General features: G+C 60.9%; 7 protein-coding genes and 1 pseudogene. 4 read left to right on the forward strand and 4 right to left on the reverse strand.

Features of this window, described 5'->3' with window-relative positions; all coding sequences use genetic code 11:
• Positions 1–13: 13 nt before the first annotated feature.
• Positions 14–3,967: a trifunctional transcriptional regulator/proline dehydrogenase/L-glutamate gamma-semialdehyde dehydrogenase gene (putA, locus tag ACSFE6_RS07500; protein WP_435427006.1), complete on the forward strand. Its 3,954-nt coding sequence runs from the start codon at positions 14–16 to the stop codon at positions 3,965–3,967.
• A 257-nt stretch (positions 3,968–4,224) separates the two neighbouring features.
• On the forward strand, positions 4,225–6,027 hold the full coding sequence (locus tag ACSFE6_RS07505) for an acyl-CoA dehydrogenase (protein ID WP_435427007.1): 1,803 nt from the start codon (positions 4,225–4,227) through the stop codon (positions 6,025–6,027).
• A gap of 110 nt (positions 6,028–6,137) precedes the next feature.
• Here ACSFE6_RS07505 and ACSFE6_RS07510 read toward each other — a convergent pair whose 3' ends face one another.
• From ACSFE6_RS07510 to ACSFE6_RS07525, 4 genes and pseudogenes are all read right to left on the reverse strand, one after another.
• Entirely contained in the window at positions 6,138–6,983 is an 846-nt protein-coding gene (locus tag ACSFE6_RS07510; protein ID WP_435427031.1) for a methyl-accepting chemotaxis protein, read from the reverse strand.
• 18 nt (positions 6,984–7,001) lie between these two features.
• Positions 7,002–8,117, reverse strand: a pseudogene (locus tag ACSFE6_RS07515) (HAMP domain-containing protein); the annotation flags it as partial.
• A 55-nt stretch (positions 8,118–8,172) separates the two neighbouring features.
• A complete protein-coding gene (locus tag ACSFE6_RS07520; RefSeq protein WP_435427008.1) occupies positions 8,173–8,472 on the reverse strand; it encodes a cell division protein ZapA in 300 nt (99 codons plus the stop codon).
• Positions 8,469–8,699, reverse strand: a complete 231-nt coding sequence (locus tag ACSFE6_RS07525; RefSeq protein ID WP_435427009.1) for a hypothetical protein — start codon at positions 8,697–8,699, stop codon at positions 8,469–8,471. The genes ACSFE6_RS07520 and ACSFE6_RS07525 overlap by 4 nt, the downstream gene beginning before the upstream one ends.
• A gap of 386 nt (positions 8,700–9,085) precedes the next feature.
• On the opposite strand from ACSFE6_RS07525, the gene ACSFE6_RS07530 reads away from it, so the two are divergent.
• Both ACSFE6_RS07530 and mscK read left to right on the forward strand, forming a co-directional pair.
• The gene (locus tag ACSFE6_RS07530) at positions 9,086–10,828 is read left to right on the forward strand and encodes a potassium/proton antiporter (protein ID WP_435427010.1); all 1,743 of its coding nucleotides are present in this window, start codon (positions 9,086–9,088) and stop codon (positions 10,826–10,828) included.
• A 35-nt stretch (positions 10,829–10,863) separates the two neighbouring features.
• Positions 10,864–14,217: a mechanosensitive channel MscK gene (gene mscK / locus ACSFE6_RS07535; protein ID WP_435427011.1), complete on the forward strand. Its 3,354-nt coding sequence runs from the start codon at positions 10,864–10,866 to the stop codon at positions 14,215–14,217.
• Positions 14,218–14,250: the final 33 nt, after the last annotated feature.

Raw genomic sequence — 14,250 nt, forward strand, 5'->3', positions numbered from 1 at the left:
GAGGACAAAAAACATGGCTACCACCACCCTTGGCGTCAAACTTGACGACCCGACCCGCGAGCGCCTGAAGGCGGCCGCGACTTCGATTGATCGCACGCCTCACTGGCTGATCAAGCAGGCAATTTTCAATTACCTGGAAAAACTCGAGGGTGGTGCAACCCTGACCGAGCTGAACGGATCGCCCCGCATCGACGGCGATGACGCCGGTGAAGTGCAGACCGATCACGCGCACCAATGCTTCCTCGAATTCGCCGAAAGCATCCTGCCGCAATCGGTACTGCGTGCCTCGATCACCGCCGCCTACCGTCGCCCTGAGCCGGAAGTGGTGCCGATGCTGATCGAGCAGGCGCGCCTGCCTGCACCGATGGCCGAAGCCACCAACAAACTTGCCGCTTCGATTGCTGAAAAATTGCGCAACCAGAAGAGTGCTGGCGGCCGTGCCGGTATCGTTCAGGGGCTGCTGCAGGAATTTTCCCTGTCGTCCCAAGAAGGCGTGGCACTGATGTGCCTGGCCGAAGCGCTGTTGCGCATCCCGGACAAAGGCACCCGTGACGCGCTGATCCGCGACAAGATCAGCACCGGCAACTGGCAGCCACACCTGGGCAACAGCCCGTCGCTGTTCGTCAACGCTGCCACCTGGGGCTTGTTGCTGACCGGCAAGCTTGTGTCAACGCACAACGAAGCCGGCCTGACTTCGTCCCTGAGCCGCATCATTGGCAAGAGCGGCGAGCCGATGATCCGCAAGGGCGTCGACATGGCCATGCGCCTGATGGGTGAGCAGTTCGTCACCGGTGAAACCATCGCCGAAGCCCTGGCCAACGCGAGCAAGTTCGAAGCCAAGGGCTTCCGCTACTCCTACGACATGCTCGGTGAAGCGGCGCTGACCGAACACGACGCGCAGAAGTACCTGGCCTCGTACGAACAAGCCATCCACTCGATCGGCAAAGCCTCCCACGGTCGTGGGATTTATGAAGGCCCGGGCATCTCGATCAAGCTGTCCGCCCTGCACCCGCGCTACAGCCGCGCCCAGTACGAGCGCGTGATGGACGAACTGTACCCGCGCCTGCTGTCGCTGACCCTGCTGGCCAAGCAATACGATATCGGCCTGAACATCGACGCCGAAGAGGCCGACCGCCTCGAACTGTCGCTGGATCTGCTGGAGCGCCTGTGCTTCGAGCCGCAACTGACCGGCTGGAACGGCATCGGTTTCGTGATCCAGGCTTACCAGAAGCGCTGCCCGTACGTGATCGACTACGTGATCGACCTGGCTCGTCGCAGCCGCCATCGCCTGATGATCCGCCTGGTAAAAGGCGCGTACTGGGACAGCGAAATCAAGCGCGCCCAGGTCGAAGGACTGGAAGGCTACCCGGTCTACACCCGCAAGGTTTACACCGACGTGTCCTACATCGCTTGCGCGCGCAAACTGCTGTCGGTGCCGGAAGTCATTTACCCCCAGTTCGCCACGCACAACGCCCACACGCTGTCGGCCATTTACCACATCGCCGGTCAGAACTACTACCCAGGCCAGTACGAGTTCCAGTGCCTGCACGGCATGGGTGAACCACTGTACGAGCAGGTTGTAGGCAAAGTTTCCGAAGGCAAACTGAACCGTCCGTGCCGCGTGTACGCACCGGTCGGCACCCACGAAACCCTGCTGGCCTACCTGGTGCGTCGCCTGCTGGAAAACGGCGCAAACACCTCTTTCGTCAACCGCATTGCCGACCAATCGATTTCGATCCAGGAACTGGTGGCCGATCCGGTGGCCAGCATCGAACAGATGGCAACCCTGGAAGGCGGCTTCGGCCTGCCGCACCCGCGCATCCCACTGCCGCGTGATCTCTACGGTTCCGAACGCGCCAACTCCAGTGGCATCGACATGGCCAACGAACATCGCCTGGCCTCCCTGTCCTGCGCCCTGCTCGCCACTGCGCATAACAACTGGAAAGCCGCGCCGATGCTGGGTTGCGCCTCCAGCAATGAAGCGCCGACTCCGGTCTTGAACCCGTCCGATCTGCGTGACGTGGTTGGCCACGTGCAGGAAGCCACCGTCGATGACGTCGACAACGCCATTCAATGCGCCCTGAACGCCGCACCGATCTGGCAGGCCACCCCGCCCGCCGAGCGTGCCGCGATTCTGGAGCGTGCCGCCGACCTGATGGAAGGCGAGATCCAGCCGCTGATGGGCCTGCTGGCTCGCGAAGCCGGAAAGACCTTTGCCAACGCCATCGCTGAAGTGCGCGAAGCCGTGGATTTCCTGCGTTATTACGCGGTACAGGCACGCAACGATTTCACCAATGACGCCCACCGCCCATTGGGTCCGGTAGTGTGCATCAGCCCGTGGAACTTCCCACTGGCAATCTTCAGCGGCCAGGTCGCTGCTGCACTGGCTGCCGGTAACCCGGTACTGGCCAAGCCCGCTGAACAGACGCCGCTGGTGGCTGCCCAGGCCGTGCGCCTGCTACTCGAAGCCGGTATTCCGGAAGGTGTGCTGCAACTGCTGCCGGGCCGTGGCGAAACCGTTGGTGCCGGCCTGGTTGGCGACGATCGCGTCAAAGGCGTGATGTTCACCGGCTCCACTGAAGTCGCGCGCCTGCTGCAACGCAACATCGCCGGTCGCTTGGACAGCCAGGGCCGTCCGATTCCGCTGATCGCCGAAACCGGCGGCCAAAACGCCATGATCGTCGACTCCTCGGCGCTGACCGAACAAGTGGTCATCGACGTCGTCTCCTCGGCCTTCGACAGCGCCGGTCAACGCTGCTCGGCATTGCGCGTACTGTGCTTGCAGGAAGATTCCGCCGACCGCGTCATCGAAATGCTCAAAGGTGCAATGGCTGAAAGCCGCCTCGGCAACCCTGAGCGCCTGTCCGTAGACATCGGCCCGGTGATCGACGCCGAAGCCAAAGCCGGCATCGAGAAGCACATCCAGGCCATGCGCGACAAAGGTCGCAGCGTGTACCAGGTGGCCATCGCCGATGCCGAAGAAGTCAAACGCGGCACCTTCGTGATGCCGACCCTGATCGAGCTGGAAAGCTTCGACGAACTGCAACGGGAGATCTTCGGCCCGGTGCTGCACGTGGTTCGCTACAAGCGCAAGGACATCGATCAACTGATCGGCCAGATCAACGCATCCGGCTACGGCTTGACCCTGGGCGTGCACACCCGCATCGACGAGACCATCGCCAAGGTGATCGACACCGTCAACGCCGGTAACGTCTACGTCAACCGCAACATCGTCGGTGCCGTGGTCGGCGTGCAACCGTTCGGTGGCGAAGGCCTGTCGGGTACCGGTCCGAAAGCCGGTGGTCCGCTGTATCTGTATCGCCTGCTGTCGACGCGTCCTACGGATGCCATCGAACAATCCTTCGCTCGCGGCGACGCCGTCGTAGCGCCGGACATGCGCCTGCGTGAAGCCATGAGCAAGCCACTGACCGCCCTCAAAGCCTGGGCCGACAGCCATAAGTTCGCCGACCTAAGCGCCCTGTGCGTGCAGTTCGCCGCGCAATCGCAGAGCGGTATCACCCGCGTACTGGCCGGCCCGACCGGCGAGCGCAACAGCTATGCGATCCTGCCGCGTGAGCACGTGCTGTGCCTGGCGGAAGTCGAAGGCGACCTGCTGACGCAATTGGCAGCGGTACTGGCCGTGGGCGGTTCGGCAGTGTGGCCGGAAACTGACCTGAGCAAGGCATTGTTCGCACGCCTGCCGAAGGACATTCAGGCACGCATCAAGCGAGTATCCGACTGGAACAAAGACGAAGTGGTGTTTGATGCGGTTCTGCATCACGGCCATTCCGATCAATTGCGTGCTGTTTGCCAGCAGGTTGCCAAGCGTGCCGGCGCCATCGTCGGTGTGCAGGGTCTGTCCCAGGGCGAGTCCAACATTGCACTGGAACGCCTGGTGATCGAGCGGGCGCTGAGCGTCAACACCGCTGCGGCCGGTGGTAATGCCAGCCTGATGACCATCGGTTAAACGCAACAAAACCGGGCAACCGCAATGGTTGCCCGGCTTGCAATATCCCTGTGGGAGCGAGCCTGCTCGCGAAAGCGCTGTGTCATCCAACACGGTTGTTGGATGTGACGACGTCTTCGCGAGCAGGCTCGCTCCCACAATTGTTTGTGGCACCTGCTAAGTCGTCGCTCTGCCCCACCATCACGCACATCAATCATCCTGTTCAACCACTATTCCCCAACCTAGACTCGGCCCATTCCAATAAAAGGTAGGCCGCCATGTCCGAGACGTTGCTCAGTTCCCGCAATCTGGCTTTCGAGCTGTATGAAGTCCTTGATGCCGAGGGCCTGACCCGGCGTGAGCGCTTTGCCGAACACAACCGTGAAACCTTCGATGCCGCCCTTGGCACCGCCCGCAACATTGCCGAGAAGTTCTTTGCCCCGCACAACCGCAAGGGTGACGAGAACGAGCCACGCTACGAAGACGGTCAAGCGATTCTGATACCGGAAGTCAAACCCGCGGTAGACGCCTTCCTCGAAGCCGGCTTCCTCAATGCGGCGCGCAGTTTCGACGCCGGCGGCATGCAACTCCCTACGCTGCTATCCCAGGCCTGCTTCGCCCACTTTCAATCGGCCAACGCGGCGTCGACTTCGTACCCGTTCCTGACCATGGGCGCGGCGAACCTCATCGAAAGCTTCGGCACCGATGAGCAAAAACGCCGCTTCCTGCAGCCGATGATCGACGGGCGCTTCTTCGGCACCATGGCCCTGACCGAACCCCATGCGGGGTCGTCACTGTCGGATATTCGCACCCGCGCCGAGCCTGCACCCGACGGCACCTATCGCCTGAAGGGCAACAAGATTTTCATCTCCGGCGGCGATCATCCGCTGTCGGAAAACATCGTGCACATGGTGCTGGCCAAGCTCCCGGATGCGCCGGCCGGGGTGAAAGGTATTTCGCTGTTCATCGTGCCCAAGTTCCTGGTCAACGATGACGGCAGCCTCGGCAAGCGCAACGATGTGCTGCTGGCCGGCCTGTTCCACAAGATGGGCTGGCGCGGCACCACCTCCACCGCGCTGAATTTCGGCGATAACGGTGAGTGTGTCGGCTATCTGGTGGGCAAACCGCACCACGGCTTGAGCTACATGTTCCAGATGATGAACGAAGCGCGGATCGGCGTCGGCATGGGTGCGGTGATGCTCGGCTATGCGGGCTATCTGTATTCGCTGGAGTACGCCCGGGAGCGTCCGCAAGGTCGCGTGCCGGACAGCAAAGACCCGAACACCGCACCGGTGGCGATCATTCAGCACGCCGACGTCAAACGTATGCTGCTGACCCAAAAGGCCTACGTCGAAGGTTCGTTCGACTTGGGCTTGTACGCTGCACGACTGTTCGATGACACCACGACTCTTGAAACCGAGGCCGAACGCAAGCAGGCTCATGAGCTACTGGATTTGCTGACGCCGATCGTCAAATCCTGGCCGTCGGAGTTCTGCCTGAAGGCCAACGAACTGGCGATCCAGATCCTCGGCGGCCATGGCTACACCCGCGAGTACCCGGTTGAGCAGTACTACCGCGACAATCGCTTGAACCCGATCCACGAAGGCACTCACGGCATTCAGTCACTGGACTTGCTGGGCCGCAAACTGGCGCAGAACGGTGGCGCCGGACTCAAGCAACTGATCCGCCTGATCGCCGACACCGCCGAACGCGCCCAAGCCCATGAGTCACTGACCGCACTGCGTGAGCCGCTGGAGAAACTGGTGTCGCGCCTGCAAACCGTGACCATCGGCCTGCTGACGGACCTGGCTCAAGGCAAGGTCAACAGCAGCCTGGCGAACTCGGCGCTGTATCTCAAAGTGTTCGGCCACACGGTGATCGGCTGGCGTTGGCTGGAACAAGCCATTCGCGCCGAGGAAGGGCTGGCCAGGGGGAATGCGGCGGATGCAAGTTTCTATAAAGGTAAGTTGCAGGCGGCGCGCTACTTCCTGACCTGGGAAATTCCGGGCTGCCATCATGAGCTGGCGATTCTTGAGGCTCGGGATGATGTTTGCCTGAACATGCAGGATGAGTGGTTCTGATCCCGAATCCTTGGCGCAGCTAACATTCGCGAGCAGGCTCGCTCCCACACTGGAATGCATTCCCCTGTGGGAGCGGGCTTGCTCGCGAGGAGGCCCGCACCGGCAAAACATCAACCCAGCTTGAACCCACCCATCTGCCGCGCCAAATCATCGGCCAACCGCTGCAACGTCTGACAATCTTCCCGACAAGCCCTGACCTCTCCCGCCGTCGCCCGCGCCAGATCGGAAATCCCCTGCACGTTGCGATTGATCTCTTCAGTCACTGCCGACTGCTCTTCCGTCGCAGTCGCGACCTGATGGTTCATGTCACTGATGCGTTCGATCTGGCCGGTAATCGCCGTCAGCGATATCCCGGTCTTCTGACTGGATTCAACGCCGGTGCCCGTCGCTGCTTGCCCGGTATGCATCGAAGACACCGCATTCTCGGCGCCCTGCTTGAGGCTGCCGATGATCTGCTGGATTTCATCGGTAGAAGACTGTGTACGTCGAGCCAAGGTGCGGACTTCATCGGCAACCACCGCGAATCCACGCCCCATATCCCCTGCCCTTGCCGCTTCGATGGCCGCGTTCAAAGCCAGCAGGTTGGTCTGCTCGGAAATCCCGCGAATCACCGCCAGCACCTGATCGATCGACGCCACCTGATCGGCCAATTCGCCCACCGCACTGGCGGCGACTCCAATTTCGTCAGACATGCCTTCGATATGGCGAATCGAGCCGCCGACCACTTCCCGCGCCTGCATCGCCTCATCGCGAGCCGTTTGCGAGGCGAGCGCCGCATTGCCGGCGTTCTGCGCGATTTCCTGTACGGTCAGGCCCATTTCGTGAACGGCGGTGGCGACCATGTCGGTCATCTCCTGCTGCCGACCGGAACGCTGTGCGGTGTTGTCCACCACCCGCGCTACCTGGCCGACCGCCGTGCGCAAGCGTTCGCTGGTGGTCAGCACTTCACCAATCATGTCGCGTTGACTGTCGAGGAACCGATTGAAACCACGCGCCAGGTCACCCAGCTCATCGGCACGGCCGGAATCTAACCGGTGAGTCAAATCTCCACCACCGCTACCGATGGCCACCAGCGCGGCTGTTACTTGGCGAATCGGACGCACCAAACCGCGAGCCAGCAATACCACCAGCAACAGGCACACCAACGCCACAGCCAGGCCAATGCCGCTGCTCATCCACATGGCGCGCCGCGCCTCGGCGTAGATTTGCGATTGCGGCACTTCGGCCACCAACGTCCAGCCCAAGTCCCGCAGTGGCAGACTCAATGCCAGAAAGTCCTCGCCATTGCGCAAAAAGTTGACGCTCGTGGCAACTTTTTGACCCATGGCGGCTTGCGCGGCCGACTCGCCAATCTGTTCGCTCAGGGTGCGCTTGCCGCTGAATTGCGCCTCGGGATGAACCTGAATCAAACCGTCAGAACGCACCAGATAGACCTTGCCGCGCTCCCCGAAGCTGAAGTTGTGGATCAACTCCGATAGCTCTTTCATGCTCAGGCCAAGCCCGGCAACGCCCACGACTTTGCCGGCCTGCTCGACTTTGAAGTCGATGAACAGCGCCAATTCTCCGGTGGCCTTGTCGTTATCGATATTGAGGGTGCGCGGCTGATTGCTGTCGAGAAACGAGTAGAACCAGCCGTCATTTGGGTTGGATCGGCTCAGGGTCCGGTCCAGGCCTTTCTCCGTGTAGTAACGGTTGGAAGTCCCGATAATCAGCGCTGTAAAGGCCTTATGCTCGGCGCGAAGGCCCTCCAGATACTGCACGAACCCTGCGGTCCGGGCTGGGTCTTCACCCCCGGCCAGCCAATCACGCACCATGCTGTTGCTGGCGATATCCTTGGCCGCGGTGAGGGGTTGAACGAGGATTCGCTCGATGTCGTTGCGCATCGCTTCGATGCTCGACGGCAACGCTTGTTCGACCAGATAGCTCTGGGCGAGACGGTTGACCACAAGGGTATAAATGCCAACCACAATCAGCATGCTGACCAGCAGGGCACTGCCCATGCTCAAGATCAACTGCCATTGAATACTGCGTCGCCAGAACTGCATGGAGCACCCCCAAAGAATAAGAGGCTGAAACACTGCAACAGCCATGCCGATTGTATACAGCTAAACCGACAATTTATTCCTTGGTTGTGCGCACAATCAGTCAAGCCTGATTGATCGTCTTGGAGATCACTTCAACCGTGGCGCTGACTTGCTCTTGGTAACGGTCGAGTTCGAGCTTGTGCTGCTTTTGCATCTCGATCTGCTGGGAACACAGATTCATCGCGGCCAGCACCAGCAATCGGTCACCGATCAATGTCGGGTACTTCTTTTTGGTCTCGGCCAGGGCAGCCTTCAACATCAACGCAGCATCCAGCAGGGTTTGCTCCTCCCCGGCCGGTGCCTTGATCGAATAGTCCTCCCCCAGGATCGAGACGACTTTTACCCCTGCGCCGTAACTCATGCGCTGACGGGCCCAGCGCTGACGCGCTCAACCAAAGCCTGAATGCGTGCCGCCGTGGCGCCGTGCTTTTCTTCCTGCTCCATCAGGCTCAGTTGCAGGCTTTCGTTTTCATCCTTGGCCTGAGCCAGTTCCGCGCTCAAGGCTTGGTTAGTGCCGATCAGGGTCTGATTCTGCTGTACCAGGTCGCTGACCAGTTGTTCCAATTGGCTTAGGGAGGCTTCCAACATTTTGATATCCAGGCATTTTCAAAGGGCGCGTACGATAAAGAAAACTCACCGTGGATGCCAGGGTTATACAGGCGCAAAGCCTTGATTTTCCTGGCCAGTGACCTTTCTCGCGAACTTTAAAGACTGTGATTGGCCGATCTGGTTCCTGCACTTCGTCGCCCGCCCTTTGTGGGAGCAAGCCTGCTCGCGATGGAGACACAGGCACCGCGTGCTTTCAGGCAGCCCTCGTTATCGTTAACGACCATCGCGAGCAGGCTCGCGCCTACAAGGGTATGAGGTAACCAAAAAGCTTTTTGACAGCATCACATTTCAGCAGGTTAGAATCGCTGGCACGCAGACTGCATGGTCAGTTTGTGCCCGCCTTTCAGCTTTTTGGAGTACTGCCTTTGAATGCGACGACCATCAACAGCCTGTTCTTGATCGGCGCGTTGCTGGTAGGTGCGAGCATTCTGGTGAGCTCACTTTCTTCGCGCCTCGGCATTCCGATTCTGGTCATCATCCTGGCCGTGGGCATGGCCGCCGGTGTCGATGGCGGGGGCATCATCTTTGATAACTATCCCACTGCTTATCTGGTCGGCAACCTCGCACTGGCGGTGATCCTGCTGGACGGCGGTTTGCGCACCCGGGTGTCGAGTTTCCGCGTGGCGTTATGGCCGGCGTTGTCACTGGCCACGGTCGGGGTGTTGATTACCACCGGGTTGACCGGCATGGCCGCCGCGTGGCTGTTCGACCTGAACCTGATTCAAGGCCTGCTGATCGGCGCCATCGTCGGCTCCACAGACGCCGCCGCGGTGTTTTCATTGTTGGGCGGCAAGGGGCTGAACGAACGGGTGACCGCGAGCCTGGAAATCGAGTCCGGCAGCAACGACCCGATGGCCGTGTTCCTCACCGTGACCCTCATCGACATGCTCGCCAGCGGCCAGACGGGCCTGCACTGGAGCCTGCTGACTCACCTGTTGCGCGAGTTCGGCATCGGCTCCGTCATCGGTCTGGGCGGCGGCTGGCTCATGCTCCAGCTGGTCAACCGCATCAACCTGGCCACCGGCCTCTATCCGATCCTGGTCATCGCCGGCGGTCTGGTGGTGTTTGCCCTGACCAACGCCCTGCATGGCAGCGGCTTTCTGGCGGTGTACCTGTGCGGCCTGGTGATCGGCAACCGTCCGGTGCGCAGTCGCCACGGCATCCTGCATATGCTCGACGGCATGGCCTGGCTGGCGCAAATCGGCATGTTCCTGGTGCTGGGGCTGCTGGTCACGCCCCACGACCTGCTGCCGATTGCCTTGCCGGCCCTGGGCCTGGCGCTGTGGATGATTCTGTTTGCCCGGCCGTTGTCGGTGCTGGTTGGCCTGCTGCCGTTCAAGGCCTTCCATGGACGCGAAAAGGCCTTCATTTCCTGGGTTGGCTTGCGCGGCGCGGTGCCGATCATTCTGGCGGTGTTCCCGCTGATGGCGGGCCTGCCCAACGCCCAGCTCTATTTCAACCTCGCGTTCTTTATTGTGCTGGTGTCGCTGCTGGTGCAGGGCACGAGCCTGCCGTGGATCGCCAAACTGTTGAAGGTGACAGTGCCTCCGGAACCGGCACCGATCTCCCGCTCCGCCCTGGAAGTGCATGTGACCAGCGAATGGGAGCTGTTCGTTTATCGTCTCGGCGCGGAAAAATGGTGCATCGGTTCGCACCTGCGTGAACTGAAAATGCCCGAAGGTACCCGGATCGCTGCCCTGTTTCGTGGCGAGCAACTGCTCCATCCGTCGGGTAGTACGGTGCTGGAAGTCGACGATTTGCTCTGTGTAATTGGCCACGAACACAACCTGCCCGCCCTCGGAAAACTGTTTAGCCAGGCGCCGCAGCGCGGCCTCGATTTGCGCTTCTTCGGCGACTTCGTACTCGAAGGAGACGCCCAGCTGGCCGCGGTTGCTGCCCTGTACGGGCTGAAGGTCGAAGGCATCGATCCGGACATGTCCCTGGGCCGCTTCATTGCCCAGAAAGTAGGGGGCGCACCGGTGGTCGGTGACCAGGTGGAATGGAACAACACTATCTGGACCGTCGCGGTCATGGACGGGAACAAGATCGGCAAAGTGGGCGTCAGATTCCCCGAAGGAAGTCGCCCGGGTCCGGGTCTCTTCCTCTAAACTCCATACTTCGTCCTGTTTTTTGATCGGTCTTTATGTCAAGCCTGCGCACCTTTTTCGTCATGGTCCTGTTGGGCCTGAGCCTCTCCGTCGGCACGCTGCAAGCCGCCGAACCACCCACCCGCGAATCCGTGCAGGCAAGCCTGGACAAAATCGCCGACCGCAAACTGCCGGAGGCCGATCAAAAAGCCTTGCAGTCGGTGCTGCAGGGCACGCTCACGCAGCTCAACAATCGGCGTGATTACGAGCAGAAGCTCAGCGATCTCAAGCAGCAATTGGCCACAGCCCCCAAGCAGACCGTCGAGAACCAGCGTGAGCTGACACGCCTGAAGGCCAGCACTGTGCTGCCGGTTGCCCAGCGCTTTACCAAGGAGTCGATTCCACAGCTCGAGCAAATGCTCACCGAGCGCTCGACCCAGCAAGCCGATCTGCAAAAAGCCCTGGCCGACGCCAACAGCCTGATCATTACCGCCCAGACGCGTCCCGAGCGTGCCCAGGCGGAAATTGCTTCCAGTCAGACGCGCATCCAGCAGATCAACAACATCCTCAAGTCCGGCAAGGACAGCGGCAAGACCTTGAGCGCCGAGCAGCGTGACCAGCTCAACGCCGAACTGGCAGCACTCAATGCCCTGATCCCTCTGCGCCGCCAGGAATTGGCCGGCAACACTCAGTTGCAAGACCTGGGTAACAGCCAACATGACTTGCTGTCGGAGCGATCCGACCGCCTGGATCATGAGATCCAGGAGCTACAAAACCTGATCAACCAGAAGCGCCTGGCTCAATCCCAGGAGACGGTGACACAGCAATCGATCGAAGCGCAGAAGGCCGGTGGCAGCAGCCTGCTGGCCACCGAAAGCGCCGCCAACCTGAAGCTTTCCGACTATTTGCTCAAAAGCACCGACCGCCTCAACGAAGTCACCCAGAAGAACCTGCAGACCAAACAACAACTGGACAGCGTGACCCAAAGCGATTCGGCCCTGGACGAACAGATCAACGTGCTCAAGGGCAGCCTGCTGCTCTCGAAGATTCTCTACAAACAGAAACAAGCCTTGCCGCGCCTCAGGGTCGACCGCGACCTGGCCGACCAGATCGCCGACATTCGCCTGTATCAGTTCGAAGTCAGCCAGCAACGAGAGTTGCTCAGCAACCCGATCACCTACGTCGAAAACCTGCTGGCGACCCAACCTCCCGAGCAAGTCACCCCGCAGCTGCGCAAGAGCCTGCTGGAACTGGCCACCACCCGTGCAGACTTGCTGGAACGGCTGAGTCGCGAACTGAGCGCCGTGCTCAACGAATCCATCACCCTGCAACTGAACCAGAAGCAACTGCTGAGCACCGCACAAAGCCTGCGGGCAACGCTCGATGAGCAGATGTTCTGGATTCCCAGCAACAAGCCACTGGATGTGGAATGGATACGCGGCGTGCCGGATCGCCTGAAGCGCCAGATCGATACGCTTCCCCTGGCTTCCAGCCTGAGCGAACTGACCGACGGCCTGACCCAGCGGCCATTGCTGTTCCTGCCACTGGCGCTGCTGATCGGTGCACTGCTGTGGCGTCGCAAGCAACTCTATGCCCGACTGAACAAGGTTCACCAGGACATCGGCCACTTCAAGCGCGACAGCCAGTGGCACACACCGCAGGCGATTCTGATCAATATCTTGCTGGCGATGCCGGTGTCGTTGGGCCTTGCCTTATGCGGCCTGGCCCTGCAAATCGACGCTCGCGGGCAGAATGCCAACATGGGTGCGGCCTTGCTGCAAATGGCCCAGGCCTGGCTGGTGTTCTACACCGCCTATCGCATCCTGGCGCCGGGCGGCGTGGCTGAGCTGCATTTCCGCTGGGAAAAACCCCAGGTCGAATTCCTCCGCGGCTGGGTCCGCCGGCTCGGCATGGTGGTGATGGCACTGGTCGCCGTGGTGGCGGTGGCCGAACTGCAGCCGGCGGCCCTGGCCGACGATGTGCTGGGCATGCCGGTGGTACTGATCTGCTATGCCTTGATGACCTGGCTGCTCAGCCGCCTGCTGCTCAGCAGCCCGACCCACGAAAATGCACCGCTGTTCCGCAAGGCCGTGGCCGTTATGTTCACTGCCCTGCCGGTCGCCTTGTTCATCGCCGTGTGCTTCGGCTACTACTACACCGCGCTGAAGCTCAGCGACCGGTTGATCAACACCCTGTACCTGCTGATGTTCTGGATAGTGATCGAAGCCACCTTCGTGCGCGGCCTGAGCGTTGCGGCACGCCGCCTGGCCTACCATCGCGCCCTGGCCAAACGCCAGGCCGCGAAAGAAGCCGGCGATGGCGAAGCGGTCATCGAAGAGCCGACCATGGACATAGAGAAGGTCAACGAACAGTCCCTGCGCCTGATCCGCCTGGCACTGCTCGGCGGCTTCATGGCACTGCTGTACTGGGCCTGGGCCGACCTGATCACGGTGTTTTCGTACCTGGACAACATCACCCTCTACGAATACACCAGCGGCACCGGCGCCAACATGAGCATGGTGCCGATAAGCATCGGCGACATGCTCGGCGCGCTGATCATTGTCGGCATTACCTTCGCCCTCGCTCGCAACCTGCCAGGCCTGCTGGAAGTGTTCGTGCTATCGAAACTGAATCTGGCCCAAGGCAGCGCGTATGCCACGACCACGCTGCTGTCCTACGTGATCGCCGGCGTCGGCTTTGTCTCGACCCTCTCGACGCTCGGCGTCAGCTGGGACAAGTTGCAGTGGCTGGTGGCGGCGCTGTCGGTGGGCCTGGGCTTTGGTATGCAGGAGATTTTCGCCAACTTCATCTCCGGCATCATGATCCTGTTCGAGCGCCCGGTACGGATCGGCGACACGATCACCATCGGCAACCTGTCGGGTACGGTGAGCAAGATCCGTATCCGTGCCACGACCATCACCGACTTCGACCGCAAGGACATCATCGTCCCGAACAAGACGTTCATTACCGGGCAACTGATCAACTGGTCCCTGACCGACACCATCACCCGGGTGACGCTCAAACTCGGGGTCGATTACGGCTCGGACCTGGACCTGGTGAAAGAGCTACTGTTGAAAGCCGCGCGGGAAAACCCACGGGTGCTCAAGGAGCCGGAGCCGCACGTGTACTTCCTGAACTTCGGCGAAAGCACGCTCGACCACGAGTTGCGCATGCATGTGCGCGACCTCGGCGACCGCAACCCGGTGCTCGACGAGGTCAACCGCTTCATCAACCGCGAGTTCAAGAAGCAGCACATCAACATCTCGTTCCGGCAGATGGAGGTCTACCTCAAGAACCTTCATGGCCAGGAATACAAGATGGTACCCATCGAGCCGGAAGCCAAAACCATCGTGCCACTCAACGATGACAAGCAACCGCCGCTGGCACCGCCCGCCGCCAAACTCGACTAACCGGCCATTCCCCAGCAGAATGCTCGGACATTC

This window comes from Pseudomonas baetica, assembly GCF_051216495.1.
GTDB lineage: Bacteria > Pseudomonadota > Gammaproteobacteria > Pseudomonadales > Pseudomonadaceae > Aquipseudomonas > Aquipseudomonas baetica_B.

Excerpts from the sequence above, each read along its gene's own strand:
- putA (WP_435427006.1), top strand. The coding sequence starts at position 14 with ATGGCTACCACCACCCTTGGCGTCAAACTTGACGACCCGACCCGCGAG.
- ACSFE6_RS07505 (WP_435427007.1), top strand. The coding sequence starts at position 4,225 with ATGTCCGAGACGTTGCTCAGTTCCCGCAATCTGGCTTTCGAGCTGTAT.
- ACSFE6_RS07510 (WP_435427031.1), bottom strand. The coding sequence starts at position 6,983 with ATGATTGGTGAAGTGCTGACCACCAGCGAACGCTTGCGCACGGCGGTC.
- ACSFE6_RS07520 (WP_435427008.1), bottom strand. The coding sequence starts at position 8,472 with ATGAGTTACGGCGCAGGGGTAAAAGTCGTCTCGATCCTGGGGGAGGAC.
- ACSFE6_RS07525 (WP_435427009.1), bottom strand. The coding sequence starts at position 8,699 with ATGTTGGAAGCCTCCCTAAGCCAATTGGAACAACTGGTCAGCGACCTG.
- mscK (WP_435427011.1), top strand. The coding sequence starts at position 10,864 with ATGTCAAGCCTGCGCACCTTTTTCGTCATGGTCCTGTTGGGCCTGAGC.